Genomic DNA, 26,226 nt, shown 5'->3' with positions numbered 1-26,226 from the left:
ATACGTCGAAGGGCGAGGAAGAGTCTAAGACGCTCTGCCAGCGAATTTCGAAACTCAAAGATAGCCGCCTGCACTCCACTTTCAGGGGTTTAGACAAGGTGGGGAGCTCCTTGGTGCTTTCTGACGTAATCGACTACGGTCGCCTCTATCATTCGGCATTCCTCCTCCGACTTCATGAGCGTCGTCTCGTCCTGTATTGCCGAGCGCCGAAGCGCGTCCCGGTCAAGGCATGCAAGCTCGTAGGCCTCGCAGAGATTCAGAAATATTGGGTCGCGCATCATCCAAGGACTGCGACGGAGCTCAGGGACCGCCAATAGCAACCGGGCTTTTCCTGCTTTCCTAACGTTCATGTCAATCGCTCGCGAAGCAGACGTCAGAAGCAGTGCCGTCCTGGGTGCCTGGGTGGGCACTACTTGCCATCAATCGGGGGGACATGGAGTCGCTTGTTCCAGATGGAGAAACGACGCCTATTAATTCACGGGCTCAAAGAATGTTCCCCGTTCCAAAGGGCGGACCGGGCCGAGGACTATCGTGACTTCGCCGCAATTATGGAAGCTCGGCCCAAGGTCCGGATGCTCTCGCATTCTATCCGAAATTGTGCTTGCATTCAGTGGGTTCGCCCAAGCACATCGAGGAGCCAGACGAGACCGGCGTCCATGAGTGGGCGTTCGGGCGCTCGAAAGCCAAACCCCTGGTGGTATGATGCGGCAGTTGTCGCTGCGATCGCACCCATCACGTCGTCAGGTGTTCTCTGCCGTTTTGGCTGAGATGCCGACCGACACTCCACCGTTGGAATCCCAAAAGAAGCGAACGCCGTGCGCCTCCAGTGCACTTCGCACCTTTCTCAGGCTTTCTTGTCTTATTGAATCCGTAGATGATTTCATGCGACTTACCGTCGAGAACGATACGCTGGCCTCCCTAGCCAATTCAGGCGCCGTCCAGTCGAGCAATGCCCGCGCGGCACAGATCTGTCCGGGGGTCAGCGGTCCATCCTCGGCGGGCTCTAGAAGGTGATCGTCGAGATAGTCGGTGCTTCCGACCCACTCGACAATCTCTCCAGTCTCATCTCGGACGGCAAGCGCTTGACCCCTCAATCTGACGCAACGTCCGTCCAAGTGTTTCACGCGCATCGTGACATGAAACTTCTTTCCCGTTGATATCGCCGTCGCCCAGGCCTGCCGGAAGGTCGCCCTTCAGCAACGTCTCTTACCGAAGCCGAGAAAGCCCGTCCGGAACTGCGTCGCGTTTCAGGGCAGCTGCAGCACGTCGGGGTGCTGCAGCGATGCATCCTTGATCCAGATCTCAGCCCCTTCGGCCCCGGTCATCGCTTCGAGCGCCTCTCCTGCGGGCAACCGGCCCCAACTCTGCGGTTCCAGTTGCTCGCCCCCGACTGCGAGACCACCGGAGAGGACGAGGAACTCGAGCCCACGGGGATTCTCGACCCTGACGGCTGAACCCGGCAGCCAATTTTCTATCGACACGCGCTCTTTCCCGTCGTCGAACAGGACGCGCGCTGCCTCGACCCCCTCGCGCAACGGCGCTGATTCACCCTCTCCAGGGTGGCGAACACTTTGCGTGCCGTCGCCCTCACGATATTGCCAGAGCCGCACGAAAATCGTGCAGCCGTTCTTCGAGGCAGGTATATGCGAGGTGCCGGGCGGATTGCGGAAATAGCTGCCCGCAGGATAGTCGCCGTGCTCGTCCTCAAAGGTCCCCTCGAGCACGAGGATTTCCTCGCCGCCGCTATGGACGTGGCGTGGGAAAGCGCTGCCCGGCGCATAGCGCACGATCGAGGTTGCGCGCGCGACTTCGCCGCCGACGCGGTAGAGCATGCGGCGATCCACCCCTGCGGCGGGGCTTGGAATCCAGTCGAGTTTAGTCGAATGGACGATTACCGGTTTCGTCAGGTCGTCATTGATGCGCATCTGACTGGTCTCCCACGTCACGACTATACGGAACTTCGCGCCACCGGACCTCATTTTCTCAACAGTTCTGCGGTCGCTCCAGCAGCATGGGATCAGCGCTGCAGCACCGGGGGAACGTAGTCGCGTCCCATGTCGATCGAGGCAGGACGCCCGGCGAGGAAAAGTTCGCCGATGCGCGGCGCGGTTCTGGCGACGACCTTGCCCGCCTTGATGACGAACAGCCGGTTCGGCTTCAGCCTTAACGCTTCGGTGACGTCCGCCGCCTGCAGCACCACGAGGTCTGCCTTGCAGCCAATGTCGAGGCCGTAGCCTTCGAGCCCCATGGTCTTTGCCGAATTGACGGTGATCGCGTCGAAGATCTTGCGCTTGTCGTCAATGCCGGCCATCTGCGCGACATGGATCGCCATATGGCCGACCTCCAGCATGTCGCCGGAACCCATCGAGTACCAGGGGTCCATGACGCAGTCGTGCCCGAAGGAGACATTGAGGCCGGCCGCCATCAGCTCGCGCACCCGCGTCATGCCGCGCCGCTTCGGATAGGTGTCGTGGCGGCCCTGAAGCATGATGTTGATCAGCGGATTGGGGATCACGTTGATCTCCGCCTCGGCCATCATCGGGATGAGCTTCGAGACGTAGTAGTTGTCCATGGAGTGCATCGAGGTGAGATGGGAACCAGCTACGCGCCCCTTGAGGCCGAACCGCACCGTCTGGGCGGCGAGCGTCTCGATGTGGCGCGACATCGGATCGTCGGTTTCGTCGCAGTGCATGTCGACCGGCAGGCCGCGGTCGGCGGCGATCCGGCACAGCGCCTCGACGGAGCGGGCGCCGTCTTCCATCGTTCGCTCGAAATGAGGAATGCCGCCAACGATGCCGATGCCCATATCGAGCGCGCGCTCGAGCGAGGCAACGCCGTCGGGCGCGCGGTAATATCCGTCCTGCGGGAAGGCGACGAGCTGCAGTTCGATATAGGGTGCGACCTTTTCCTTGACCTCGAGCAGCGCTTCGGCCGTCACCAGGCGCCGATCGGACGTGTCCACGTGGCTGCGAATGTAGAGAAGGCCCTGGGTGACGGCGAGGTCGCAATAGCGAACCGCTCGTTCGACGAGGGCTTCCTTCGTCAGCAGCGGCCGCAGCTCGCCCCAGAGCGCGATGCCCTCGAGCAGCGTGCCGGAGACGTTCATGCGCGGCAAACCGAGCGAAAGCGTCGCATCCATGTGGAAATGTGGATCGCAGAAGGGGGGGCTGACCAGGCGGCCGGCCGCGTCGATCTCCTCGCCGGGGGTCGCGGCTATCGATTTCTCGATGGCGGCGATCTTGCCGCCGGCAAGGCCGATATCAAAGCCCTGGCGGCCGTCCGGCAGATTCGCATTGCGGATGATCAGGTCGAACATGGGTCAGTCCCTCGGATTTTCTTTTAGCGCTCGCCGCGCCGGTAGGGTTGCATCAGCGCCTGCGGAACGCGGGCGCGCCGGGCCATGAGCGCCAGCGCTGCGATCGACAGCAGATAGGGTATCATCAGGAAGACCTGATAGGGGACGACGCCGCTCAGCCGCGTCTGCAGGCGCAGCTGGAAGCCGTCGAACAGTGCAAACAGCAGCGCTCCGACGAGGGCGCGGCCCGGCCGCCACGAGGCGAAGACGACGAGCGCTATGCAGATCCAGCCCCGTCCCTGCACCATGGTCGGGAAGAAGCTGTTGAAGGCAGAGAGCGTTAGGAAGGCGCCGCCGATACCCATCAGTGCGCTCCCGACGACCACGGAACCGTAGCGGATCGCCATCGGGTTGATGCCCTGCGCCTCGGCGGCGTGCGGATTTTCTCCGGTCATGCGGATCGCCAGGCCGAGCGGCGTGCGGTAAAACACGTAGCCGAGTGCCAGCGCCAGCAGGATCGCCAGATAGGTCGGCGGCGTCTGTGTGAAGAGCGCCGGACCTAGAAAGGGGAGGGACGATAGCGCCGGCACGTCGATCGGCTGGAACGGCTCGATCGTCGGCGGTGTACCCGCGACCGGTACCAGCAGACGGAAAACGTAGTAGCTGAAGCTCGAGGCGAAAAGCGTCACCCCGAGGCCGGACACATGCTGGGACAAACCGAGCGTGACCGTCAGGCCCGCATGCAAGAGGCCGAAGATCCCGCCGGAGAGGCCCGCGACGAGAATGCCAGTCCACAGGTCGGCGCCGTTATAGACCGTAAGCCAGCCGATCATCGCGCCGAAGGTCATGATGCCCTCGATGCCGAGATTCAGGACGCCCGAGCGCTCGCACAGGAGCGCGCCGAGCGTGCCGAGGATTAGCGGCGTGGCAATCCGCAGGACGGCCGCCCAGAGGCCCGCGGAAGCGAAAATGTCGATGACGGCGTTCATCGGCGAATCCTATACTGGGTGAAGAAGACGCCGGTCAGCATGCTGATCAGCGACAGGGCCACCGTGACGTCGGCTATGTAAGAGGGGATACCCATGCTGCGGCTCATCCCGTCGGCCCCGACGAACATGACGGCCGTGAACAGGGCGGCAAGCACCACGCCAAGCGGGTGGAGATTGGCGAGCATGGCGACGACGATCCCGGAATAGCCGTAACCCGGCGACAGGTCCGTCGTGACATAGCCCTGCACGCCCATGACTTCGATAGCCCCCGCAAGGCCGGCGAGCCCGCCTGAAATGCAGGCCACCGTCACCAGGGTGCGGCCGAGCGGAACGCCGGCGAACACCGCCCCGGCCGGATTGAGGCCGGCTGCGCGCGACTGCATGCCGAACACCGTGCGCGACTGAACGAGATGGACTGCAACGGCGAGTACGAGCGCGATCATCAGCCCGACATGGAGGCGGGATCGGGCGAAGAGCTTTGGCAGGACCGCTGTGTCGGCGACCGGTTGGGACTGCGGCCATCCGAAGCCCATCGGATCCTTGAGTGGGCCATCGATCAGCATGGACACGAAGAGCACGGCGACGAAATTGAGGAGAAGCGTGGTAACGACCTCGTCGACGGAAAAGCGCAGCCTCAGCCAAAGCGGCACGAGCAGGAGGACGATGCCGGCTGCCGCGCCGATGACGAGAAGCAGCGGAATCTGCAGGAGCGAGGGCAGCCCGCCGAAAAGGTGCGAACTGGCGGCGGCGACGGCAATCGCTCCGAGATAGAACTGACCCTCGGCGCCGATGTTCCAGAGCCTCGCGCGGAACGCGACCGCCGCGGCAAGGCCCGTTAGAATGAGAGGGCTTGCGCGGGTGAGGGTTTCGGTCGCCGAAAGCCGCGAGCCGAAGGCACCGACGAGAATGCGCCAATAGGCTTCCATGACCGGGGCACCGGCGATCGCGATGAGCAGACCGGCGAGCGCCAGCGCGCAGAGGATTGCAAGCACGGGTGTCGCGATCACCAGGGCGAGCGAACGATGTTCGCGTCGTTCAAAACGCATTCGAAACCTCGTGCTCTTCATTCCATTCGCCGGCCATCATCAGGCCGAGTTTCGTGGCACTGGCGCTGTCGGCGGCAATCGGAGGCGAAAGCCGGCCGTTGACGATGGCCTGAATGCGGTCGGCAAGCGCCATGACTTCTTCCAGGTCCTCGGAGATGAGGAGCACCGCGGTTCCCGCGCGCCGCGCTTCGAGCAGCCGCGCGTGCACCGCGGCGACAGCCCCCTCGTCGAGCCCCCGCGCCGGCTGCGCCGCGAGCAGGATGCGCGGTCGGTCGATCAGATTTCGCCCGAGGATGAGTTTCTGCATGTTGCCACCCGAGAGCAGCCGCGTGCGCGTCGTCGGTCGGCCGCCGCGCACGTCGAAGGCATCGATGATCTGGCCGGCGAATGCCTGGCCGGACGGCCGATCGACGAGGCCGTAGCGCGAAAATCGCGGCAGGCGCTCCAGAACGGCGTTCTCCCAAATGGCCATTTCGCCGATCGCGCCTTCCTTGTTGCGATCTTCCGGGATGCGGCCGATCCCCGCCCGGACGGCGTCATCAACCGTGAGGTCGCCGATGGGCTCACCGAACAGCAGGAGTTCGCCCTTGTCGCGCCTGACCGTACCCGACAGGAGATGCGCCAGCGTCGTCTGGCCGTTGCCGGAAACTCCGATAATGCCGAGAATCTCGCCCGCGCGGAGGCTGAAATCGATGGACTTCAGCCGTTCCACCCCGTCGATGCTGACGCTCACATCCGCGACATCAAGCACCACCTCGCCGGGCGTCGAAGGCTCGCGCACCGGCCGGGCAACCTTGCGGCCGACCATCAGTTCGGCAAGCTCGGCCTTGTTCGTCTCTTTCGCAAGACGCTCGGCCACCTTGCGGCCGCCGCGAAGCACGACGATCCTGTCGGCCGCGGCCATGACCTCGTCCAGCTTGTGCGAAATGAAGATCAGCGAAAGCCCCTCGCGCGCCATGTCCTTTAGTGTCGAGAACAGTCGCTCGGCCTCCAGATTCGTCAGCACCGCCGTCGGCTCGTCGAGCACCAGAATATGCGCATCGTTGTAGAGGGCCTTCAGGATCTCGACGCGCTGCTGCTCGCCGACCGAGAGGTCGCCGACGCGCGCGTCCGGCTCCACCGTCAGGCCGAACCGCTGGCAAATGCCGAGCAGCTTCCGCCGCGCCGCGCTGGTGCCGGATCGGAGATGCCAGAGGCGTTCCGTGCCGGCCATGACGTTTTCCAGCACCGTCAGGTTGGGGGCGAGCGAGAAATGCTGATGCACCATGCCGATGCCGGCGCGGATCGCCGCGCGTGGTTTGCCCGGAGGGAGTTCCCGTCCCTCGACCAGCACCTTGCCGCTATCAGGCACATAATGGCCGAACAGGACGCTCATCAGCGTGGTCTTGCCGGCGCCGTTTTCACCGAGGAGGGCGACGATCTCGCCCTTTCCGAGGCTCAGCGAGATGTCGTCATTGGCGAGATTGTCGCCGAAGCGCTTGCTGACGCTGCAAATGTCGAGAATGGCTTGGCTCATTCCGGAATTCCCGCGACGGCGAAACGGTGCTGCCAGCGACCCTCTCTTTCCAGGCGTGCCGCAAGCTCGATGAGGAGGCGGTCGCCGCCCATGGGCGCCAGGATCTGCACCGGCAGCGGCAATCCGGCTTCATCCGCGCCGAAGGGCAGCGTGAGGGCCGGAAAACCGGTGGCATTGGCGAGTGCGGCGAGTGGCGCAAACGCCGTCATGCGGCGAATCTGAAGGTCGATATCGTCGTGGTCGAAAGGAAAGGATCCGATAGGAAGGGGTGCCGACGCAAGCATTGGCGTCAGGATACAGTCTACCTGGTCGAAAAGCGACCAGACCGCGTGGCTCGCATGGACGGCGTCGTCGAGCGTCGCCCAGAGCGCGGTCGCCTCGAGTTGCGATCCATGGCTGACAAAAGCCTGCGTCAGCGGTTCGGCGCGCCCGGCATGGAGACCGGCGGAAACGACGAAATTGGCAAGGTTGACGGCGATGATGTCGCGCAGGGCCTGGCCGCTTGCGGCAACGCTTGCGGCAAACGCATCCCAATACATCGGAACGACGCTGTGGCCGTCTCGCTCCAGTGTGCGCGCGGCCTCTTCGACAGCCTCGCTGCGCGCCGGTTCGGTCGGGTATTGGTCACCGGTCTCGAGAAGAAGGCCGACACGTAAGGGGCCGGACGGGAAGGGGGCGAACCACGGATCGGCAAACGGCCCGCGTGCGCGTCCGGCTGCCGCGTTGAATATCGCCGCCAGGTCGCGGACGGAGCGGCACAGCGCCAGTTCACTGGCAATGCCGCCGAGATGATTGCCGAAGGATGGTCCAGCCGCGATCGCACCCCGGCTCGCCTTGAGGCCGAAGAGACCGCAACAGGCCGCGGGGACGCGGATCGACCCGCCCGCATCGGTCGCATGGGCGATCGCCACAATGCCGGCGGCAACGGCAGCCGCCGCCCCGCCGGATGAGCCGCCGGGCGTCCGGCTCGTATCGAGGGGGTTGCGGCAGATGGGGCCGGCCGCCGGTTCGCTCGCGAGCGACAGGCCCATTTCGGGCACCGTGGTCAGTCCAAAGAAGCAAAGGCCTGCTCCGCGGAGCCGCGCCGCCAGATCGCTGTCTTCCGCGACGGCGCCACGGCGCCCGAGCATGTTCGATCCGGCCGCAACAGGGAGGCCGGCAAAGGGGCCGCCCAGATCCTTGGCAAGGCTAGGGACGCCGAGAAACGGTGCGGTCTGCCCGCCGCCGGGCAAGTGGCGCAGGCGGGCGTCCGCATTTTCGGCCGCCGTTCGTCCGAGCGTTGGATCGAGATGGACGATTGCGCCTATTTCTGCCCATCGGCCGGCCGCCGCCAGGGATGCTTCCATTGCTTCGGAAGCGGTGAGGCGGCCCATTCGGATCGCCTCACCGAGAGAGATTGCATCGCCTGCCATAGACAAACCGGTTACTTAGGCTCGTCCGTGATGCGCGGAACCTCGAAGGCGCCTGACTTGATCTCGGCGCGCTTGGCTTCCATTGCCGCTTCGGCATCCGCCGGGGCGACGCCCTTGACATAGGCAACGTCGCTGCCGCCTTCCTTGAGCAGGCCAAAGGCTGTGTAGTCCTTGCCGACCGGCTTGCCGGCGGACACGTCGGCAATTGCGGCGTTGAGGATCGGGCGAAAGCCCCAGAGCGCGTTGGCGAACACTGTGTCCGGATAGCGCGGCGTGTAGTCGATCAGCGAACCCACGGATTTGAGCCCGCGTTCCTTCGCCGCATCGGCGGTGCCGATTCGCTCGCCGAAGAGGATGTCGGCACCGGCGTCGATCTGAGCGAGACCCGCCTCGCGCGCCTTCGGCGGGTCGAAGAAGGTGCCTATGAAGCTGACGAGGTGCCTGGCATCGGGATTGACGGCCTTCACGCCCGCAGCGAAGGCATTGATCAGCATGTTGACTTCCGGGATCGGCATGGCGCCGACGGAACCGACGACGTTCGACTTTGTCATCTTGCCGGCGAGCATGCCGGCGAGATAGGCGCCGTCGTGGTTCCAGGTGCCGAAAACGCCGAAGTTGTCGCCCGATTCCTTGCCGCTCGAGCCGAGCACGAAGGCGGTCTCCGGATAGTCGACGGCGACTTCGCGGGCCTGCTTTTCAACGGCATAGGCTTCGCCGATGATGAGCTTTGCGCCCTGTTCGGCATATTCGCGCATCGCGCGGGGATAGTCCGTCCCCGAAATGCCTTCGGAGAAGACATATTCGATGACGCCCTCCGCGGCCGCATCCTGCAGCGCCTTGTGCAGGACCGAGTTCCAGGCGTTCTCGACCGGGGAGGCGTGGACACCGGCAACTTTTATCGGCGCGCTAGCGCGGACGGCCGGCGCCAAAGCGCTCACGCCAAACGCCAAGCCCGACGCAAGCACATTGCGCCGGCTCATCATCAGATCTCTTGCCATGGATGGTGTTCCCCTTTTTTACCGATTGGTAGAATCTTTATTTTGTACAAAGTTTTGTCAAGCAGCGCGGATGAGCAGAAAAGCGGCAACGGAACACATGCTGGGTTATCTCACAGAAGTTTCATGTCGTCCCCTGTCTGGCGAGCGAGCGCGACAGGCGTCGCATGCCCTTCGCGGAACAAGCCCGACGTGCGTTCGTTTTCCAGCTGCGAAGGAGCATTAAGACAGAAGCGACCAAGGAAGCCTCCGTGTGCCACGGCACATGTGAGGCTTCCTTGTGCAGGGCGGTCGAGCCAGAAATCCGGAGCTGTCCATGGAAGATTTTATACTGTTCGCATTGGTCGGCTTTCTCGCTCAGGTAATCGACGGCGCTCTCGGCATGGCCTATGGCGTCATCTGCTCGACGGTGCTTCTTGCCTTTGGCGTGCCGCCTGCCCAGGCGTCGGCGTCGGCCCATGCGGCAGAATTGTTCACCACTGCCGCTTCCGGCTCGGCCCATCTCTATCACCGCAACATCGATTGGAAGCTGTTCTGGCGGCTCATTCCCTTTGGCATCGCCGGTGGAATGTTGGGTGCCTTCGTGGTGACCTCGTTTGACGGAGATCAGGTCAAGCCTTTCGTCACAGCCTATCTCGCAGTGATTGGAGCCTGGCTGCTTTATCGCTCCTTCCATCGCATTCCCACAAACCCGGTCAAGCTGAGGATCGTGGCACCGCTCGGCGCAACTGCGGGGTTTCTGGATGCCGCAGGTGGCGGCGGATGGGGGCCCGTTGCCACCACCGGTCTGCTCGGCGCCGGCGGACAGCCGCGCTTTGTTATCGGGACCGTCAATGCGAGCGAGTTTCTGATCGCACTTTCAGTGTCTCTGAGCTTCCTGGCCACAGTTCTAACGGGTCACTGGGAACAGGCCGGCGATTTCCGCGATCATCTTACATCCATTGGCGGGCTGATTACGGGCGGCGTGCTGGCGGCGCCATTTGCAGGATGGGTGGTCAAGGCACTGCAAGAGAAAACTCTCCTGCGGCTCGTCGGATCTTTGATCACGCTTTTGGCCGGCTATCAGACGCTCCAACTTACCGGGTTTTTCTGAATACCGGCTTTCCTCAGACCGCGTAAAGCTCAACCGGCTTCTCAAAGCCCTTGAGGCGGTATTCCCGGCCCTCGCTTTCGGCCGTTTGGCTCTGCGCGCGCTCGCAAACGGCCCTGGTCACGAGGATTCGCCCCGCCTCGGCGGCGGACTGGGCGCGAGCGGCGGTATTCACAACCGTTCCGATGGCAGTCAGGTCGCGGTGCGATCGGCCGAATTCTCCGAAGCTGGCCTCACCGGTGTCGATCCCGATGCCGACACCGAGCTCACTTCCGTCCAGGCCCGCGCCTTCCGCCAAGCGAAGGTCACGACGCAATTGGCAGCGGCGCTGGATCTCCCGTGCGGCGAGCACAGCGCGCTCCGCGTGATCCTGGTGGGGGATCGGAAAGTTGAAGATTGCCATGATCGCGTCCCCGACCGTCTTGTTGAGAAGGCCGTCGAACTCCCAAATCGCCGCGGCGCATTCATCGTAGAAATCATCCAGCAGCGACGAAACAGTATCGGCCGAAAGCGACTGCGAAAGCGCGGTATAGCCTCGCAGATCTGCAAAAAGGACGGACACGTCAACGGTGATTTTGCGGGCTTTCATCACGCGTGTGAACATGAGTTCGCAGATCGTGCAGGTATTTGGGTTCATCCGGCTCGGACGGATGCCAAAGGCGCGGAAGGGAATGGAAGCCGGTCCGCGAAGCGGCACGGGAATACGCATCTGCTCCCAGCATCCCTTGCAAATCCTGGATTGAGACATGTTGCCGCCGCCCTGCTTGCGTGACGCAATGCGACTTTCGCATATATCGGCAACAAAATCTCCTGAAAACCCTTGGGGTCTGTAACGGAGGGGGTCTGTAACTGAGGCCGTGATGGCCCGTTATCCTTCAGAGAGTTCTTCGGCTGTGGCCGCTATGGGTGCATTCCACAAGGAATTATTGACGTACTTGAAAGCGAGTATGCTGATAATCGAGGCGACTATAACTAATATGACGATACGCATAAATATTTACCAGGTTCGTTGCCACACCGAGAAACTCTCCCGGAGACCTCGTTGTTCCAGCACATCCGGTTCGGTGGGAACGCCAACTGACCACCTGAGCAGTAATTCACGGATAAGCCTGACTGACGAAAACCGGTGCTTGCCTTTTCTGCGGCAGCCGACGGCTCTCACCTGTCCGAAAAAACCGGGGTCTCGAGCAGCCCTTCCTCAACGATCCTGTGTTTGCGCGACAGGCAGATAGACTTTCGAGCCGGCGCGCTCGCCAGTCAACGAGCCCCCGACCAGCAGGTAGGCTGATATTCCGAGGACCGACAGCAGCAGAATGCTTACGGGCAGTCCCGTTGAGGCGTGATGTTCCGGTTCCTGATAATTCCATCCAGTCATTCGAACGTACTCCACTCTACACAAAGTGAGAACGAGCCACCGATGCAGCAGTTCCTGCAACGATGGTTGAACCTGGGTCACGATGTTCGAGGCGTTGTCACGAGCCGGCATTATACCATGCCGTCGCTGCCGCGGAGTGGTTATTGGCGGGGTATCATTTCGCCATGTTCACCGGCCGTTCCTAGCTATTTCAGGCGTGGCACAGGCTAAGGTCTGTTGAGATCCGGGATGCCCGAGGCGGCTTGCCTGACTACCTCATCCTTGTGCTCGTCACAGGGATCCAGCCAGACCAAGTCCTTGGGCTGAAAGAACTCTTCCCGCGCCGCAGACGCGGCGCTGCTGGATCTCTGTGACAAGCTCATGTGAGGGAGAGGAGAGACTGCAGTCCTCCGATACGTTTCTACAGCGCCGCGCGTCTTATGGCGGCGCGACGAGGAAGTGTGTGCTTGAGATGTAGACTCACTTTGCCAACGCCATTTACCAGAACACGTCGTAAAGAGTAATAAAGACGATCATTCCGATGCAGAGTGCTGGCGTCGACCTGATCGCAAAATCGACGGGATGGAATTGGTATCCGAAGCTTTCAACATACGATTTCATGACTTTGGTTTCCTCCCGGTGAGCTGTCTGGGATCCAGAACGGTTTAGCGAACGGACCATTCGCTTCCTTCGGAAGCGTAGTTCGCAAGGCTCGGTCAGAACCCGCGGAGCATGTTTGACTCCATCGCAGCACGAACAAGTGCCGCCATATTCTCCACACCTCGGCAGCAGAGAAGGCTTTGCGCCCTGGAGGAGCAGATCGATGATCGGAGAGTTGGAGGTCGGGCCTTAGAGCCAAGCCCTTCAATGAATAACGATTAACTTGTGGGACATAAATATGGCGAAATCAAGATCCATGCAGGTGTTTCTCACGCGACATCAGGAAGTTCAGGGGAATTTTGGCAAACGTCCCCAAAACGTCATAGAAAATTTCTTTTCGCAGCGGCCGATATTTCGTCATAAATACTTTTAATCTGCCGTAAATGCCAGATTTTTGCTTGGAAATCTTGCCGTAAGTGCTCCCGCGGTAGGCTTTACCGCTTACCGTCAAGAAGACTACATCACAGCGCCAGGGCGAGCTGCGGCTCGGTCCGATCGTCCACCTGATCGAGAGACGAGAGCGTGACGCCGAGCAATCGAATGCCTTTGGCCGCGGGAAAGATTGGTGACAGCAGCAGTTCCGCGATCTCGGCCATTTCGGCGGCGCTCGCAATCGGCGCAACGATGGTCTTGCTCCTCGTGATCTGCGTGAAATCTGCCCACTTCACCTTCAGCGTCACGGTCTTGCCGCGAATGCCGCTGGCTTCGCAATAGTGCCAGACCTTGTCGATCAGAGGTTTGAGGCCCGCGCGGGCTGTCTCAAGATCATGAATATCCTCCCGAAACGTATCCTCGGCGCCGATCGATTTTCGGATGCGGTCAGGCTTGACCTCACGCTCGTCGATGCCGCGGGCGATCCAGTAGAAATACGGCCCCGACTTGCCGAAGTGCTGCTGCAGGAAGGCGAGATCACGGGACTTGAGGTCGGCGCCGGTTTCAATCCCAAGCCTTTTCATCTTCTCCGCCGTCGCTGGTCCGACGCCGTGAAACTTCTTGACAGGAAGTGCCTGCACGAAGTCCGGGCCGTGCTTCGGCGTGATGACGAATAGCCCATCGGGCTTGCGTTGGTCCGAAGCGATCTTCGCAAGGAACTTGTTGTAAGATACGCCGGCGGATGCGGTGAGCTGCGTCTCGGCCCGGATCCGGGCGCGTATCTGTTCCGCGATCTCGGTTGCGAGCTGCATGCCTTTCAGGTTCTCGGTAACGTCGAGATAGGCTTCATCCAGCGACAATGGTTCGATCAGCGGCGTGTATTCGGCAAAGATCGCCTGGATCTGCCGCGACACGGCCCGGTAGACGTCGAAGCGGTGCGGAACGAAGATCAGCTCCGGACATTTGCGCTTGGCCGTTACCGAGGGCATAGCGGAGTGAACGCCGAACTTGCGCGCCTCGTAGCTTGCGGCCGCCACCACCCCGCGCGCCTCCGGATAACCGACTGCGACCGGTTTGCCTCGAAGCTCCGGATTGTCGCGCTGCTCGACCGAAGCATAAAATGCGTCCATGTCGATATGGATGATTTTGCGCACGCGGCCGCCGGGGGAGGGTGCAAGTGCCCCACCGCTCCTGTCATCTTCCTCTGGCTCTGCGCCCGCCCGCATTCATTTCCTCTCGCTATAGCGCTTCCTACTCTATCCGAACCTCCATCGCCTGCTTAGCCGTAAAGTTGCCCGAAATAGATGTGGACGACGGCCGCTCCAATGGGTTGCCGAGGACGTGTGGACACGAGCACCACTCGTCCTCGGCAGATAGCCGTTCTAGCTGATTTCCGGAAGCTCGTTGATCAGCTTGTCGAGCGTGATGGGATACTCCCGCACCCTTATGGCGGTCGCATTGTAGATAGCGTTCGCGACAGCTGCCGCGACACCGCAGATCCCGAGCTCGGCGATACCCTTGGCCTTCATCGGCGAGGACATCGGATCCGTCTCTTCTAGGAAGACGACCTCCTGGTGCGGAATGTCGGCATGCACCGGCACCTCGTAGGCAGCGAGATCGTGATTGACGAAGAAGCCGCGCTCCTTGTCGACGACGAGCTCCTCCGTCAGGGCGCCGCCGACGCCCATTGTCATCGCACCGATCACCTGGCTGCGTGCCGTGATCGGATTGAGAATCCGGCCAGCGGCGCAGACCGCGAGCATTCGCCGGATCCGTGTCTCTCCTGTCGCGACATCGACCGCGACCTCGACGAAATGAGCGCCGAAGGTGGATTGCTGATGAGTCTTGGTGAGGTCACCGAATTCTATCTGGTCCTCCGCGACGAGCCCCTCATCGCCAGCAGCTTGCGAAAGCGGCATGCGCCGGTCTCCCGAGCGAACCTCACCGTCTGCGAAGACCAGGTCGTCGGTGCTGTTGAAGCCGAGCTTCTGCGCCACGGCTTCCCGCAGCTTGGCGCAGGCCGCATATACGCCGGCCGTGGAGCAATTTCCTCCGAACTGCCCGCCCGAACCCGAGGAAACGGGGAAGCGCGAGTCTCCCAGGCTGACGGCGACCTTCTCCATCGGGACACCGAGCATTTCGGCCGCCGTCTGGGCGATGATCGTGTAACTGCCCGTGCCGATATCGGTCATATCGGTCTCGACCGTGACGACGCCCTCGCGGTCGAGCCGCACGCGGGCTCCGGAGTTCAGCACAAGATTGTTGCGGAACGCCGCGGCCACTCCCATGCCGATCAGCCAGTTTCCTTCGCGCCGAGCGCCAGGTTGCTTGCTCCGGTCTTGCCAGCCGAAGCGCTCCGCGCCGGTGCGCAGGCAGCCGACGAGATTGCGGTGCGAGAAGGGCCGTTCGGGATTCTCCGGATCGACCTGGGTGTCGTTGATGATGCGAAATTCGACGGGATCGAGACCCAGCCTTTCGGCCATTTCGTCGATGGCGATCTCCAGCGCCATCATGCCGGGCGCCTCGCCGGGAGCGCGCATCGCGTTTCCTTCTGGAAGATCGAGTGTCGCAAGCCGCATGGCAGTCATCCGGTTCTCGCCGGCATAAAGCAGGCGAGTCTGCTGGACGGCCACTTCGGGGCCACCGCCCGGAAGGTCCCCGGACCAGCTTTCATGCGCGATCGCCGTGATCTTGCCGTCGCGCCCTGCACCGATCCGGATCCTTTGGATCGTCGCCGGGCGATGTGTAGTGTTGTTCATCAGGAAGGGGCGGGGGAGGGCGACCTTCACGGGGCGCTTTGCTTCACGCGCGGCAAGCGCCGCCAACACCGCATCCGCGCGCAGGAACAGCTTCACCCCGAAGCCTCCGCCAATGAACGGCGACATGAGATGCACCTTGTCCTTGTCGATCCCAAGCGTCGTCGCGAGGTCGGTCCGCCACCAGTCGATCATCTGGCTCGACGTCCAGACCGTCAGGTCGTCGCCATTCCAAGCGGCGATGGAAGCGTGGGGCTCCATCATGGCATGCGACTGGTCCGGGGTGGTATAGACCTGGTCGAACTTGACGGGGGCAGCTTCGAAGGCGGCATCAAAGTCGCCCGCCCCGGAGTCTCCCCCGCCTTCCGGTTCGACGGCGCCGTCCTTGGCGGCGGCCAGGTCGAACGCGCCTTTTTCCTCAACATAATCGACCTTTACAAGCGCCGCGGCAGCGCGGGCCTCCTCGAACGTTTCCGCAACCACGACGGCGATCGCCTGGTGGTAGTGCTGGATTTCGGTGCCGCCGAAGAGCTTGGCGGTGTTGTATTTGCCCTTCTTCAGTTCCCCCACCCCGTCGGAGGTGACGACCGCTATTACGCCGGGAGCATTTCTCGCGGCGGCGACATCCATCGACTTGATTCGGCCCTTGGCGATTGCCGAACCGACGATATAGCCATAGGCATAGCGGGTATTCGGATCATGCCATTCATAGGCATAGATTGCTTTGCCGGTGGTCTTAAGCGGACCGTCGATGCGGGGGATGGGCTTGCCGATTACCTTGCCCTGATCAATCGGGTTCGTCGTTGCTGGTGTGTCGAATCTCATTGTCTCATCCCTTCGCTTCGACGAGGACCGCGCTCAGCGCGCGTTCGACAAGCGTGAGTTTGAAGGCGTTCTGTTCAGTCGGGCGGGCGCCCGCGAGAAGCTTGGCGGCCACCGCCTTTGCTCCGTTCGCCAGCTCCTTTTCGGCCGCCTCGTCACGCCATGGTTTCGGCGCGATGCCGCCGACCGCGATGCGGCCGGTTCCGTCCGGCTGCACGACGGCGCCGACGGAGACGAGCGCAAAGGCGTAGGAGGCACGGTCGCGAACCTTGCGATAGATCTGCTTGCCGCCGGGCGGCTTAGGAAGGACGACAGCGGTGATCAGCTCGCCCCGCTCAAGGACATGTTCGACATGCGGCGTGTCACCGGGAAGGCGATGCAGATCTGCAATGGGGATGCTGCGCGTCGTGCCGTCGGCTCGCACGGTCTCCACGACGGCGTCGAGGGCGCGCATCGCAACTGCCATGTCGCTCGGGTGGCTGGCGATGCAGGCATCGCTGACGCCAACCACCGCAAGCTGGCGGCTGAAGCCGGCGAGCGCCGAACAGCCGCTGCCCGGCTGCCTCTTATTGCACGGCTGGTTGGTGTCGTAGAAATACGGACAGCGGGTGCGTTGAAGCAGATTGCCGGCGGTTGTCGCCCTGTTGCGCAACTGTCCCGATGCCCCCGCGAGCAGGGCGCGCGACAGAAGAGAGTAATCTCGGCGGACCCGTTCGTCGGCGGCAAGATCCGTATTGCGGACCAGGGCGCCGATACGCAGGCCCCCTTCCGGCGTCGCTTCGATCCTGTCCAGTCCTAATCCGTTGACATCGATCAAATGTGTCGGCGTCTCGATCTCCAGCTTCATCAGATCCAGGAGATTGGTGCCGCCGGCGATGAATTTCGCGCCTTCCGTGCTGGCCGCGGCCCGGGCCGCCGCTTCGATCGACGAGACGCGTTCGTAGCTGAAAGCTCTCATGCCTTCCTCCCCGCGACTTCGGTGATGGCTTCGACGATGTTCGAATAGGCGCCGCAACGACAGATGTTGCCGCTCATGCGCTCGCGGATCTCGGCGGGCGTGATTTCGGCCGGCGACGTGAGATCCACGGTCACATGGCTTGGAATATTGGCCTTGATTTCGTCGAGCATGGCAACGGAGGAACAGATCTGGCCGGGCGTGCAGTAGCCGCACTGGAACCCGTCGTGCTTGACAAAGGCGGCCTGCATCGGATGGAGGTTCTCCGGCTGCCCCAATCCTTCGAGAGTGGTGATGCTGTCGCCCTCGTGCATGACGGCGAGCGTCAGGCACGCGTTGACGCGGCGGCCTTCAATGAGAACCGTGCAGGCTCCGCACTGACCGTGGTCGCACCCCTTCTTGGTACCCGTCAAATGCAGATGCTCGCGCAGCGCGTCGAGAAGCGTCGTTCGGTTATCGAGCTGAAGCTCCCGGCGTTCGCCGTTCACCGTGAAAGTGAGCTTCGTGCTCGGGGGTGCGGTGGAGGCATTGGTCTGCGCGTGACCGAGCGAGTGTGCGCTCACCACTGTCACGGTAGCGGCCGAGGCGGCGAGCAGGTCACGCCGCGAGATTTCAAGTGCGCCAGGACTTTGCATATCCAGCTCCATGTCTTGATGATGAAAGGTCTAGGACGAAGCGGCCCTACGCCGCCAACGCGCAACAACCGAGCGCGAGAAATGATCCGGCAGGCGCGTTCACAAGTGAGTTAGGGCGGATAGCGCGTGTGACTACCGTCCCGCTGCCGATAAGGCCTATGAACGGGGTTCATGAATGGCGGTACTGAATCAGGCGCCTTCAGAGGCAGAGGCAACTTGACGAAAGGCGAATCATGTAACAGATAATGTTACGTGAGTGAGAGGACCGCACAATGAAATCCCGGAGCGTCGATAGTCCAGCTTTTACCGCGGCTCATGCCAGTTCCTACGTCGAAGGGACGTTGAGAAAAGTACCGGGGCTGGCCGCTCTCCACCGCATGACATCGATGTTGGTCGCGGAACGTGCGCCGGTGCAAGCGCGGGTTTTGGTGCTCGGCGCCGGCGGCGGTATGGAGCTCAAAGCTCTCGCCGACGAGAATTCAGGTTGGAGTTTTTGTGGCATTGACCCGTCGGCGGACATGCTTCGCGTCGCAGAACGGACGGTGGGACCCCATTTGCCGCGTGTCCATCTGCAGCAGGGCTACATAGACGCCGCACCGGAGGGGCCGTTCGACGCGGCCGTCTGCCTGCTGACGCTCCATTTTGTTTGCCGCGCTCAACGCCTCGACACACTCGAACAGATTCGCCGCCGTTTGGTGCCGGGCGCTCCGTTCGTCGTCGCGCATATCAGTTTCCCGCAATCAGAACCTGAGCGCTCGACCTGGATCGCCCGTCACGTCGCGTTCGGCGGAACAGCCTCCGGCGAACCTGAAAGTGCAAGGCAGGCGATCGCGACGAAGTTATCGGTTCTCTCGCCAGAGGAGGACGAGGCGGTGCTTCGCAAGGCGGGCTTCTCGGGTGTTCGCCTGTTCTATGCGGCTATGACCTTCAGGGGCTGGGTGGGATACGCCTAAATTCTCAACATCCTGCAGTGCTCATGGTTGCCCCGTCCGGCGCCCGCGATAGAAGATCATACCGGCGTGATGCAGAACGCCGTCGATAAAATCTCCATCCGCGGTAAAGCCGGTATCGTCCCAATAATCGATATGCGTGCCCGTCACTTGGTAGCGTCCCTCGTAGGCACGTTCACGCGTACCGCGGGCCTCGACATAGCGACCGTTCGGCAGGAGCTCATGGCGGATGTAACTGTCTTCTGTGACCCAAAGGCCGACATAGGGGTGATTGGCCTGCATTTCGGTTTCCTCGGCTTTTACGGATTGGCTTAGGAGTGCGGCGGTCATCAAGGTTGCAAAGGTACGCTGCACGTTGATCTCCTCGTGATTAGTGATTGCGGGAATATCTTGCGGCTGCGCAGGGCAGATTCTGCTCGCATCTCGGTCCCGGCCGCTCAGCGGCTGGTGACGCAAGGGGCCGAACCCGACCGGCCGTCATTGGGAACGCGGCTCGTTGTTCTCGACAGCCGCGTAATAGGCGGCGAGATCGAGAAAGGCTTCCGCCTCGACGACAGCTCCGTTCTTCATCCGGAATATCCAAACGAACTTGTTTCTGTAAGGCGCTCCCGAAGTCGTGGTGGCCGATCCGTCGAAGCGGATGATGACCGTGTCTCCATCGGCCCAGATACGATGCACTCTCGGCACCAGAGGGGTTGCGAGACGGCTGATCAGGGGAGTCGAGGCCCGTTCGACGAAATCCTCGACGCCACGGTAGGTGCCGGCCACCGGTCCGGAACCGTGGATTGTCCAGACGACATCTGGCGCGAGAAGCCCTGCAAAGATGTTGCCGCCTGCTCGCCATTTCTCGAATGCCGCGCGCACCGCGGTTCTATTCTGCGCCTCGATATCGGCGGTTGGCGCGATGGTATTGGCATGCGCCGGTCCCATGCTGGCCGCAACCGTCGAAGCGATCAGCAGCTTGCGGCCGCCGCCGGCGAGGCGATCTGTCAATAAGGAAAAGATCATGGAATATTCCTTTCGTCAGGGGGACGCGGGAAAGCGCCCCGGGATCGTTCGCGCCGGGTCAATTGCTCGATGCGGTCGGCCTGATCGTGATCTCGGTGGTGTCCACGCTCTGCGGAGCCTCGATCACCTGCCGGACCGCACGGGCGATGTCGCCGGGCTGAAGCGCGATGGCGCGATAAGCGTCCATCGCCGCCATGGTCTCCTCGTGGGTGATGGTTGCAGCAAGTTCGCTTTCGACGACGCCGGGATTGACGCAGGTGACGCGGATATTGGTACTCTCCTGGCGCAGTTCGTCCGAGATCGCGCGGATCGCAAACTTCGTTGCGCAATAGACCGCGGCTGTGGGTACGACCGACAGCGCTCCGATCGAGCCGATATTGATGATCTGCCCGCTACGCTGTGCCTCCATGATCGGCAATACGGCCCCGATGCCCCAAAGCACGCCCTTGATGTTTACGTCGATCATGCGCTCCCACTCGTCCACCTTGACGGCGGCAAGCGGCGAGAGCGGCATGACGCCGGCATTGTTCACCAGAACGTCGATGCGTCCCCAGGTGTCGACCGCGGCCTGCGCAAAGGCGGCCATGGAGTGACGGTCGGTCACGTCCAGCACCTGCGCCAGGGCGCTTCCTCCTGCGTCTCGAATCTCCGCGGCGATGGGCTCGATACGGGCCTGGCGGCGTGCACCCAGCAATATTTTCGCACCGGCGGCGCCAAGCTCCCGAGCGATGCCCTCGCCGATGCCGCTGGAGGCGCCAGTGATCAGAATGACCTTGTCCATGTTGTACTCCGTCCTTTGATTTGCACGAAGAAGATGGACTTTAATGACTGTCGCCGGTATCCATCGCTCACTCAACTCAATGGTTAGCAGTACTCTACAATGAAAATAGACATGAACCTTCTGCCGCTCTTCCTGGCTGTCGCGGAGGAGGACAATTTCCGTGCTGCCGCCGATCGCCTCGGTGTGACCCGCTCGGCTGTCAGCCAAGGGATGCGGCGGCTCGAAGATGCCTTTGGTACGACGCTCGTCACCCGCACGACGCGTTCAGTTCGCCTGACCGAAGCGGGGGAGCGTCTGCGCGAGGCTCTGTCGCAGCCCTTTTCGGATATTGCGACGGCGCTCGATCGGGTAGCGGGTGAGGATGAGCCCCGGGGTCTCTTGAGGATCGCCGCCACCTCGATCGCCGAGCAATTCCTTTCCGGTCCGCTCATCGCTTCCTTTGCTCAGGCCCATCCGAAGGTGACGATAGACGTTACCGTCACGGACGAGGAGTTCGACATCGTGGCCGCCGGTTTCGACGCGGGCGTCAGGCTTGGCGAGGTGATCGAGCAGGACATGATCGCGGTGCCGCTGACGGGCGATCAGCGCGAGCTGGCCGTCGCTGCCCCCGCCTATCTCGCTGTCCGCGGCACGCCGGCGCACCCGCGTGAGCTGGTCCATCATCGCTGCATAGGTTGGCGGCGAGCGCCGAATGTCGCGCCCTACAGGTGGGAATTCGAGGAGAATGGTGTTCCCTTCGACGTGGCGGTCGAGCCCCAGATTACCACCAATGACCTGCGCTTCATGCTCCGCTCAGCACTCTGCGGGGCCGGGATCACCTTCGCAACGGAAGAAACCTTCCGCCCGTTCGTGGAAACCGGTGAACTTGTTCCGCTGCTGCAGGATTTCCTGCCGCCGTTCCCCGGTTTCTTCCTTTATTTCCCTCAGCGCCGCAACATGGCGCCAAAGATGCGGGCCTTGATCGAGCATATACGGCGGTGGCGATAACCGGCGAGTTATCGGGAGATGTGGTGGCGGGGTGAGGATGCCGATGCCATGGGCTGCATTGCGGACGTGCCTGCCTCTTACGCTGCGTGCCAATAGGCGGCGACTGATTGCTCCTGTTTCGCAACCCCCCGCATCCGAAGCGTTGCCCGAATAGCGTTTGCGGTGCGGCTTTCACAGGCTACCCAGACAAATCTCTTCTGCGAAACATCCTCCGGAAAATCCATAGCGGCAATCGCTTGCGCAAGACCGCCCTGACGGCCTTCGCCATCCGCATCGCGATATAGCCATTTAGCTTCAACCGCCGCGCGGCTTGTGAAGGAGATCGCATCTTCCGGGGTTCTGACCTCGATCACGACTGTCGCAGTCGCGGTCCGGTCCAGCGATTCCAGGATTCGACAGATCGCGGGCAAAGCGGTCTCATCACCGGCAAGAAGATACCATTGCGCGTGACCGATGCCTCCTCCGGCGGGCCCCGCGGCTCCGACAACGTCACCACGTTTCGCTCGCCTTGCCCATGAGCAGCCGGGGCCTTCCGCATCGTGCATGACGAAATCGACGGCAATCACATGATTTTCTGAGTCCACGAAACGGACGGTGTAGACGCGCCAGATAGGGTTGACGACGAGTGGCGGCGAGCCCGACCGGCTCTCCCGCCACGCATGCTCTTTGGCGATTTCTTCGAAGTTGAAGAGGATACGCAGGTGCATTTCATCCACCGTGTCGAAGGAACGCGTGTCGGCCGTTCGAAAGCGGATGCGCCTCATTCCGGGTGTGACATCTTCGACGCCGTCGACAGTCAGAACTGAGAAGCTGGGCGGCAGGAGATGCTGAAGACTGCTTTCGCTCCACTCGATTCGGACCGCTTGAGAGGCGTCCTCCGCGACAACATCCTGGAGCCACACTTTGACGAAATACAAGCTTTCGAGATCGGCGCATGAAACATCCACCTCGATGCGGCCGTCGATCGCTTTCAATGTGCCCGCGACCGCAGGCAGATCGACAGATAAGATGCCGTCGGACAGGTGAGGATCGACATCGTGTTCAATCAGGTGCGCGAACAGGCTTTCGAAAAGCTGCGCGGGCTCTTTCGCTACGATTGTTGCCTGGAACCTGTACGGTCGGCCGATCATGAGTTGCTCCTGTCGGGACCCGCGGCCGGATGCCACAGCCGATTCGGAAAGAAATGCTGCCTGGAGATCGACATGATCGCCGCGCGTTTTGTCGGAAGGTCGACGGTTCTTGTGTGAGAGAAACCGGAGCGCTGCAGATTGCCGAGCTGGCGGTTGTGCGCCGCGCTCGGTTCCTGCACGATCCGTTCGGTTCGAGGATCATCGAGAAACATCAGATGCAGAAGGGAGGGTAGCCAAGCCGTGAACCAGGGCTTGCCGCGACAGGACTCCTCTCCAACTATGACGTGGCAACCGCGGTCGTAGTCGCCGGCACTTGAGAAAGGTCCGATCACGTCCTCCTTGGCCCAATAGATCTCGAAGTAGGAAAAGGCCCGTGCGTTGAAGCGGCCGATCAGCGGTATCGTATGCGGATCGGCGAACATGCGCTCCAGATAGCGTTCATGGGCGGCTTCGCTTCCCGCCTCGTTCCAGAATTCGTCGACCCTCGGGTCATTCATCCAGCGATGAATGTCGGGAAGGTCGTCGAGTGTCGCGACGTGGAGCGACAGCGTGCCCGACAGCCACGGGATGAATCGGGCATAGACGCATCCGGCTGGTTTCGGCGGGCGTAGGGGATGCTCGGTCCTGCCGTCAAAGAGGTCGCGCCGTGGGAAGGTGATTGACGGCGAGGCCATCCAGATCTCCGGCATCTGCCAGAACATCTCCGCGAAGATCGTTCGATGCTCGATCGCGTTGGTGTTTTCGACCAAAAGGCCACGCCGCTTCAACTCCGGGGAAAGGACGTTCCAGCCCTCTCCCGCAAGCCTGATCGACGCCAGGTCTCGTCGTGTCGCGAACAAATATTCGAAGGCTGCGCAGGCAAGCCGAAGACCCTCGGCGTCGCCTGAGTGGAGGTCGTCAATGTGGAGTTCCCCCTCCGCAAATGCGAGGCGAGCGCGGTGACCGCCGGCCGCCGAGGCCGACAAGATTGAACCGGCCTCGTGCAGCTCGACGGGTCCGCAAGGATGAAGCTGAAAGGAGCGAAAGACGCGGCCATCTTGAACGTCGGACCCAGCGTACCCGCCGCCCGCTCCCGGGGTGGAACCCCACTGTCCTCGATGACCCCGGTCCATTAAAAAACCTTCGTCAGCGAGACCGCGAATGTGCGGCCGCGGCCCTTGTAGTCGAACACCGACTCGTCGGCTAGGCCGCCGTAAAGGGCTTTGGCGCGAGAACCCCAGATGGTGGTGTAATCAGTATCGAAGACGTTATGGATACCGAAATTCAACGTCGTATCGGTATTCTCGAACCTGTAGCCGCCGGTTAGATCAAACAGCGTATAATCGTCGATCGTGAAATCCTGGGCGTCGGTGAGTTCGAAGACGTGCTGACCGGAAAACCTCAGGCTCAGAGCGTCATTGGTCCAGCCGACATAGCCACCGAGTTTGGAGACGCTCGCGCTGCCGACAGAGTCCTTTTCCCAACCATCGGCTCCCTTGACCTCGGTTCTGACCCAGTGCCCCATGACGCCAACGTCGAAGCCATGATCGAGCTTCACGCCCGCCTTTCCTTCGATGCCATAGACGCGTCTCTCCCGATCGATGAGCTCAACGGCAAGCGATGAGCGATTGAGATTGATGGAACGGTCGGAGAGCGAGTAATAGGCCGCCGTTTCAAGATTGAAGGTCCCGTCATCGAGACGATAGCCGATTTCGAATGAGTTTGTCTTGATCGCCTCCAGCGCGGAATCGCCCACGTTCACGCTATTGAGAAGCGTGTAGTGTCCACCGGAGAAGGAGTAGTTGCCAATTCCATAGTACTTGGCCGGATCCGGCAGTTCGAAGCCCTGGCTGAAATTGGCGTAGACCTGCTGCGTATTCGTCAACTGGTAGGTCGCGCCTGCACTGAACAAAGCGGCGTCGTAACTGACTTCGCCGCCGGGTATGGTGTCGGCAGAAGTTGCTCTGCCCTGCAGGATGGCGACCTGCTGCGCCGCTCCGATGAAGTCGGATACCTCAGTGTTGACGAACTGATAGCGCACCCCGCCGTTCAGAGTGAGCCTGTCGGTAGCCTCGTACGAGGCCTCAGCAAAGCCGGCGACGGTGGAGACATCGATGGATGGATAAAGACCGGTCTTGCCGATCGTATCGAAATCGAGCCCTCCGGATTGCCCGGCTGTCAGCGTGTCGAAGATGTTCTGACGCGCCTTGAAGGAATCTCTATCGGCATCGACGCCATAGGTGATTTTGAGTGCGTCGGTGGGTTCCGCAACCAAGGCGGCCCTGATGGCGTAATAATCTGTGTCCTGCGAACTGCCGTAAAAGTAAGGACCCGTCTCACTATTGCCCGAAGCAGGGAAGGGATGGAACTTTATTCGCTCAGTGCGGTAAGATCCTTGAAGCAATAGCTGCTGGCCGAGAACGTCATTATCGGTGTAGGTGACGTTCAACATCGAGCGGCGTGTCTGCGGATTGAAGTCGGACTCGTATCCGGAACGGGTTTCAAACAGGCTCGGGTCGGCGAGCGCTGCAAAGAAGGGCCCGTAATAAAGCCCGTAATCCGAATCCTGCTTGCTGTCGAAATACTGCCCGGAAAATTCGAGGCGACGGCCCTCATCGATCTGGTAGCCGACAGACCCCAACAGGTCGATGCGCTCGTTGAAGGCGGTGGACGTCTGCGTGATGTCGGGGATCAGCAGCGTGCCGCTGCCGTCATAAAAGGCGCCGGTCCTGTTGCCGGCAATCGAAAGGCGGGCATCCCAGTTTTCGCTGTTGTAGGTGACCGCACCCGCCGCATTGCGGTCGAAGTCCTGGCTGCCGGCAAAGCCGCTGCCCATGCCGCCGGTCACTTCCGCATGCAGGCCCGGCTCCGCGTCCTTGCCCTTCTTCGTGATGATGTTGATGATGCCGCCGGTCGCGTTTCCGCCGTAGATTGCAGTCGCCCCGGACAGGACCTCTACGCGTTCGATGTTGAACGGATCGATGGCATCGAATTGTCGGCTCAGCGAGCGCGCCGAGTTCATCGAGACACCGTCGATGAGGATCAGTGGTGGCCGGCCACGCAGGTTCTGGCCGAAGGACGTGCGCGCTCCGTCGCTCGCGGGATCGAAGCTCGGAATGGTTTCGCCTAGAATCTGCTGCAGCGTCTTGCCCGAGCGCGCCTCGGCCTGGATCTGATCCGAATCGACGACGTAAATGGTGCGCGCGATTTCCGAAATCTGCTGAGGGGATCGTCCGCCGGTGACTACGATCTCTTCCAGGCTCGTCGCAGCTTCCGATTGATTCGCGGCCTCCTGTGCAACAGCACCGGTGCCAAACGCCATTACCACCACGAAGACGCAAAAGCCTACGCCGCCATTCTCATTATTGCCCATAACGCCCCCTGCGCCCGAGAAAACAACTGCCGCTGCCGGTGAGCGGGCAAATTGCCAATACAAGACTATTTAAGTCATGTTTTATGGGCTAAGGGGTGTTCGCCGCTTGGATAATGGCGAA

The 26,226-nt window shown here is 61.7% G+C and carries 23 protein-coding genes; 3 read left to right on the top strand and 20 right to left on the bottom strand.

Annotated features, from left to right (window positions below):
- Positions 1–740 precede the first annotated feature (740 nt).
- The 8 genes from M1D34_RS30315 to M1D34_RS30280 all read right to left on the bottom strand — a co-directional run bounded on the left by M1D34_RS30315 (position 741) and on the right by M1D34_RS30280 (position 9,256).
- Positions 741–1,130, bottom strand: coding sequence for a helix-turn-helix domain-containing protein (locus M1D34_RS30315; protein ID WP_498784958.1), 390 nt, complete (start codon positions 1,128–1,130; stop codon positions 741–743).
- Between the two features lie 117 nt (positions 1,131–1,247).
- Complete coding sequence (locus M1D34_RS30310; protein ID WP_498784956.1) at positions 1,248–1,925, bottom strand: cupin domain-containing protein; 678 nt, start codon at positions 1,923–1,925, stop codon at positions 1,248–1,250.
- 92 nt (positions 1,926–2,017) lie between these two features.
- Complete coding sequence (locus M1D34_RS30305) at positions 2,018–3,316, bottom strand: amidohydrolase family protein (RefSeq protein WP_498784954.1); 1,299 nt, start codon at positions 3,314–3,316, stop codon at positions 2,018–2,020.
- Positions 3,317–3,339: 23 nt separating this feature from the next.
- Entirely contained in the window at positions 3,340–4,284 is a 945-nt protein-coding gene (locus M1D34_RS30300) for an ABC transporter permease (protein WP_498784952.1), read from the bottom strand.
- Entirely contained in the window at positions 4,281–5,330 is a 1,050-nt protein-coding gene (locus tag M1D34_RS30295; protein WP_498784950.1) for an ABC transporter permease, read from the bottom strand. Before M1D34_RS30295 ends, M1D34_RS30300 begins: the two co-directional genes overlap by 4 nt.
- A complete protein-coding gene (locus tag M1D34_RS30290) occupies positions 5,320–6,846 on the bottom strand; it encodes an ABC transporter ATP-binding protein (RefSeq protein ID WP_498784948.1) in 1,527 nt (508 codons plus the stop codon). The genes M1D34_RS30295 and M1D34_RS30290 overlap by 11 nt, the downstream gene beginning before the upstream one ends.
- Complete coding sequence (locus M1D34_RS30285; RefSeq protein WP_498784946.1) at positions 6,843–8,258, bottom strand: amidase; 1,416 nt, start codon at positions 8,256–8,258, stop codon at positions 6,843–6,845. Before M1D34_RS30285 ends, M1D34_RS30290 begins: the two co-directional genes overlap by 4 nt.
- An 11-nt stretch (positions 8,259–8,269) precedes the next feature.
- The gene (locus M1D34_RS30280) at positions 8,270–9,256 is read right to left on the bottom strand and encodes a BMP family protein (RefSeq protein WP_498784944.1); all 987 of its coding nucleotides are present in this window, start codon (positions 9,254–9,256) and stop codon (positions 8,270–8,272) included.
- A gap of 313 nt (positions 9,257–9,569) precedes the next feature.
- On the opposite strand from M1D34_RS30280, the gene M1D34_RS30275 reads away from it, so the two are divergent.
- The gene (locus M1D34_RS30275; RefSeq protein WP_498784942.1) at positions 9,570–10,346 is read left to right on the top strand and encodes a sulfite exporter TauE/SafE family protein; all 777 of its coding nucleotides are present in this window, start codon (positions 9,570–9,572) and stop codon (positions 10,344–10,346) included.
- 13 nt (positions 10,347–10,359) lie between these two features.
- Here the strand turns inward: M1D34_RS30275 and M1D34_RS30270 are convergent, their stop codons facing one another.
- The 6 genes from M1D34_RS30270 to paoA form a co-directional block, all read right to left on the bottom strand.
- A complete protein-coding gene (locus M1D34_RS30270; RefSeq protein ID WP_498784940.1) occupies positions 10,360–11,091 on the bottom strand; it encodes an adenylate/guanylate cyclase domain-containing protein in 732 nt (243 codons plus the stop codon).
- Positions 11,092–11,541: 450 nt separating this feature from the next.
- Positions 11,542–11,718, bottom strand: a complete 177-nt coding sequence (locus M1D34_RS30265) for a hypothetical protein (RefSeq protein ID WP_498784938.1) — start codon at positions 11,716–11,718, stop codon at positions 11,542–11,544.
- 1,100 nt (positions 11,719–12,818) lie between these two features.
- Complete coding sequence (dinB, locus tag M1D34_RS30260; RefSeq protein ID WP_498784936.1) at positions 12,819–13,955, bottom strand: DNA polymerase IV; 1,137 nt, start codon at positions 13,953–13,955, stop codon at positions 12,819–12,821.
- Between the two features lie 156 nt (positions 13,956–14,111).
- Complete coding sequence (gene paoC / locus M1D34_RS30255; RefSeq protein WP_498784934.1) at positions 14,112–16,310, bottom strand: aldehyde oxidoreductase molybdenum-binding subunit PaoC; 2,199 nt, start codon at positions 16,308–16,310, stop codon at positions 14,112–14,114.
- A 4-nt stretch (positions 16,311–16,314) separates the two neighbouring features.
- Entirely contained in the window at positions 16,315–17,265 is a 951-nt protein-coding gene (locus M1D34_RS30250; protein ID WP_498784932.1) for an FAD binding domain-containing protein, read from the bottom strand.
- On the bottom strand, positions 17,262–17,897 hold the full coding sequence (gene paoA / locus M1D34_RS30245) for an aldehyde dehydrogenase iron-sulfur subunit PaoA (RefSeq protein WP_498784931.1): 636 nt from the start codon (positions 17,895–17,897) through the stop codon (positions 17,262–17,264). Before paoA ends, M1D34_RS30250 begins: the two co-directional genes overlap by 4 nt.
- A gap of 272 nt (positions 17,898–18,169) precedes the next feature.
- Between paoA and M1D34_RS30240 the strand changes: the two genes are divergently transcribed.
- Positions 18,170–18,850 carry a class I SAM-dependent methyltransferase gene (locus tag M1D34_RS30240; RefSeq protein WP_498784929.1) on the top strand — a complete coding sequence of 227 codons (681 nt, stop codon included), beginning with the start codon at positions 18,170–18,172 and terminating at the stop codon, positions 18,848–18,850.
- A 21-nt stretch (positions 18,851–18,871) separates the two neighbouring features.
- On the opposite strand, the gene M1D34_RS30235 is transcribed toward M1D34_RS30240, so the two are convergent.
- The 3 genes from M1D34_RS30235 to M1D34_RS30225 all read right to left on the bottom strand — a co-directional run bounded on the left by M1D34_RS30235 (position 18,872) and on the right by M1D34_RS30225 (position 20,636).
- Positions 18,872–19,177: an Atu4866 domain-containing protein gene (locus tag M1D34_RS30235; RefSeq protein WP_498786198.1), complete on the bottom strand. Its 306-nt coding sequence runs from the start codon at positions 19,175–19,177 to the stop codon at positions 18,872–18,874.
- Between the two features lie 147 nt (positions 19,178–19,324).
- Positions 19,325–19,855 carry a nuclear transport factor 2 family protein gene (locus tag M1D34_RS30230; RefSeq protein WP_498784927.1) on the bottom strand — a complete coding sequence of 177 codons (531 nt, stop codon included), beginning with the start codon at positions 19,853–19,855 and terminating at the stop codon, positions 19,325–19,327.
- 58 nt (positions 19,856–19,913) lie between these two features.
- The gene (locus M1D34_RS30225; protein WP_498784925.1) at positions 19,914–20,636 is read right to left on the bottom strand and encodes an SDR family oxidoreductase; all 723 of its coding nucleotides are present in this window, start codon (positions 20,634–20,636) and stop codon (positions 19,914–19,916) included.
- Between the two features lie 99 nt (positions 20,637–20,735).
- Here M1D34_RS30225 and M1D34_RS30220 point away from each other — a divergent pair, with 99 nt between their 5' ends.
- Positions 20,736–21,623 (top strand): LysR family transcriptional regulator, encoded by an 888-nt coding sequence (locus M1D34_RS30220; RefSeq protein ID WP_498784923.1) that lies wholly within the window; start codon positions 20,736–20,738, stop codon positions 21,621–21,623.
- Positions 21,624–21,700: 77 nt separating this feature from the next.
- On the opposite strand, the gene M1D34_RS30215 is transcribed toward M1D34_RS30220, so the two are convergent.
- From M1D34_RS30215 to rhtA, 3 genes are all read right to left on the bottom strand, one after another.
- Positions 21,701–22,753, bottom strand: coding sequence for a siderophore-interacting protein (locus tag M1D34_RS30215; protein WP_498784921.1), 1,053 nt, complete (start codon positions 22,751–22,753; stop codon positions 21,701–21,703).
- A complete protein-coding gene (locus M1D34_RS30210) occupies positions 22,750–23,718 on the bottom strand; it encodes a GNAT family N-acetyltransferase (RefSeq protein ID WP_498784919.1) in 969 nt (322 codons plus the stop codon). The genes M1D34_RS30215 and M1D34_RS30210 overlap by 4 nt, the downstream gene beginning before the upstream one ends.
- A gap of 146 nt (positions 23,719–23,864) precedes the next feature.
- On the bottom strand, positions 23,865–26,105 hold the full coding sequence (gene rhtA, locus M1D34_RS30205; RefSeq protein ID WP_498784917.1) for a TonB-dependent siderophore receptor RhtA: 2,241 nt from the start codon (positions 26,103–26,105) through the stop codon (positions 23,865–23,867).
- Positions 26,106–26,226: the final 121 nt, after the last annotated feature.

It is taken from the genome of Ensifer sp. D2-11 (assembly GCF_054161295.1).
This window is presented reverse-complemented; position numbering and strand designations above follow the sequence as displayed.

Excerpts from the sequence above, each read along its gene's own strand:
- M1D34_RS30315 (WP_498784958.1), bottom strand. The coding sequence starts at position 1,130 with ATGCGCGTGAAACACTTGGACGGACGTTGCGTCAGATTGAGGGGTCAA.
- M1D34_RS30310 (WP_498784956.1), bottom strand. The coding sequence starts at position 1,925 with ATGCGCATCAATGACGACCTGACGAAACCGGTAATCGTCCATTCGACT.
- M1D34_RS30305 (WP_498784954.1), bottom strand. The coding sequence starts at position 3,316 with ATGTTCGACCTGATCATCCGCAATGCGAATCTGCCGGACGGCCGCCAG.
- M1D34_RS30300 (WP_498784952.1), bottom strand. The coding sequence starts at position 4,284 with ATGAACGCCGTCATCGACATTTTCGCTTCCGCGGGCCTCTGGGCGGCC.
- M1D34_RS30295 (WP_498784950.1), bottom strand. The coding sequence starts at position 5,330 with ATGCGTTTTGAACGACGCGAACATCGTTCGCTCGCCCTGGTGATCGCG.
- M1D34_RS30290 (WP_498784948.1), bottom strand. The coding sequence starts at position 6,846 with ATGAGCCAAGCCATTCTCGACATTTGCAGCGTCAGCAAGCGCTTCGGC.
- M1D34_RS30285 (WP_498784946.1), bottom strand. The coding sequence starts at position 8,258 with ATGGCAGGCGATGCAATCTCTCTCGGTGAGGCGATCCGAATGGGCCGC.
- M1D34_RS30280 (WP_498784944.1), bottom strand. The coding sequence starts at position 9,256 with ATGGCAAGAGATCTGATGATGAGCCGGCGCAATGTGCTTGCGTCGGGC.
- M1D34_RS30275 (WP_498784942.1), top strand. The coding sequence starts at position 9,570 with ATGGAAGATTTTATACTGTTCGCATTGGTCGGCTTTCTCGCTCAGGTA.
- M1D34_RS30270 (WP_498784940.1), bottom strand. The coding sequence starts at position 11,091 with ATGTCTCAATCCAGGATTTGCAAGGGATGCTGGGAGCAGATGCGTATT.
- M1D34_RS30265 (WP_498784938.1), bottom strand. The coding sequence starts at position 11,718 with ATGACTGGATGGAATTATCAGGAACCGGAACATCACGCCTCAACGGGA.
- dinB (WP_498784936.1), bottom strand. The coding sequence starts at position 13,955 with ATGCGGGCGGGCGCAGAGCCAGAGGAAGATGACAGGAGCGGTGGGGCA.
- paoC (WP_498784934.1), bottom strand. The coding sequence starts at position 16,310 with ATGAGATTCGACACACCAGCAACGACGAACCCGATTGATCAGGGCAAG.
- M1D34_RS30250 (WP_498784932.1), bottom strand. The coding sequence starts at position 17,265 with ATGAGAGCTTTCAGCTACGAACGCGTCTCGTCGATCGAAGCGGCGGCC.
- paoA (WP_498784931.1), bottom strand. The coding sequence starts at position 17,897 with ATGCAAAGTCCTGGCGCACTTGAAATCTCGCGGCGTGACCTGCTCGCC.
- M1D34_RS30240 (WP_498784929.1), top strand. The coding sequence starts at position 18,170 with ATGAAATCCCGGAGCGTCGATAGTCCAGCTTTTACCGCGGCTCATGCC.
- M1D34_RS30235 (WP_498786198.1), bottom strand. The coding sequence starts at position 19,177 with ATGACCGCCGCACTCCTAAGCCAATCCGTAAAAGCCGAGGAAACCGAA.
- M1D34_RS30230 (WP_498784927.1), bottom strand. The coding sequence starts at position 19,855 with ATGATCTTTTCCTTATTGACAGATCGCCTCGCCGGCGGCGGCCGCAAG.
- M1D34_RS30225 (WP_498784925.1), bottom strand. The coding sequence starts at position 20,636 with ATGGACAAGGTCATTCTGATCACTGGCGCCTCCAGCGGCATCGGCGAG.
- M1D34_RS30220 (WP_498784923.1), top strand. The coding sequence starts at position 20,736 with ATGAAAATAGACATGAACCTTCTGCCGCTCTTCCTGGCTGTCGCGGAG.
- M1D34_RS30215 (WP_498784921.1), bottom strand. The coding sequence starts at position 22,753 with ATGATCGGCCGACCGTACAGGTTCCAGGCAACAATCGTAGCGAAAGAG.
- rhtA (WP_498784917.1), bottom strand. The coding sequence starts at position 26,105 with ATGGGCAATAATGAGAATGGCGGCGTAGGCTTTTGCGTCTTCGTGGTG.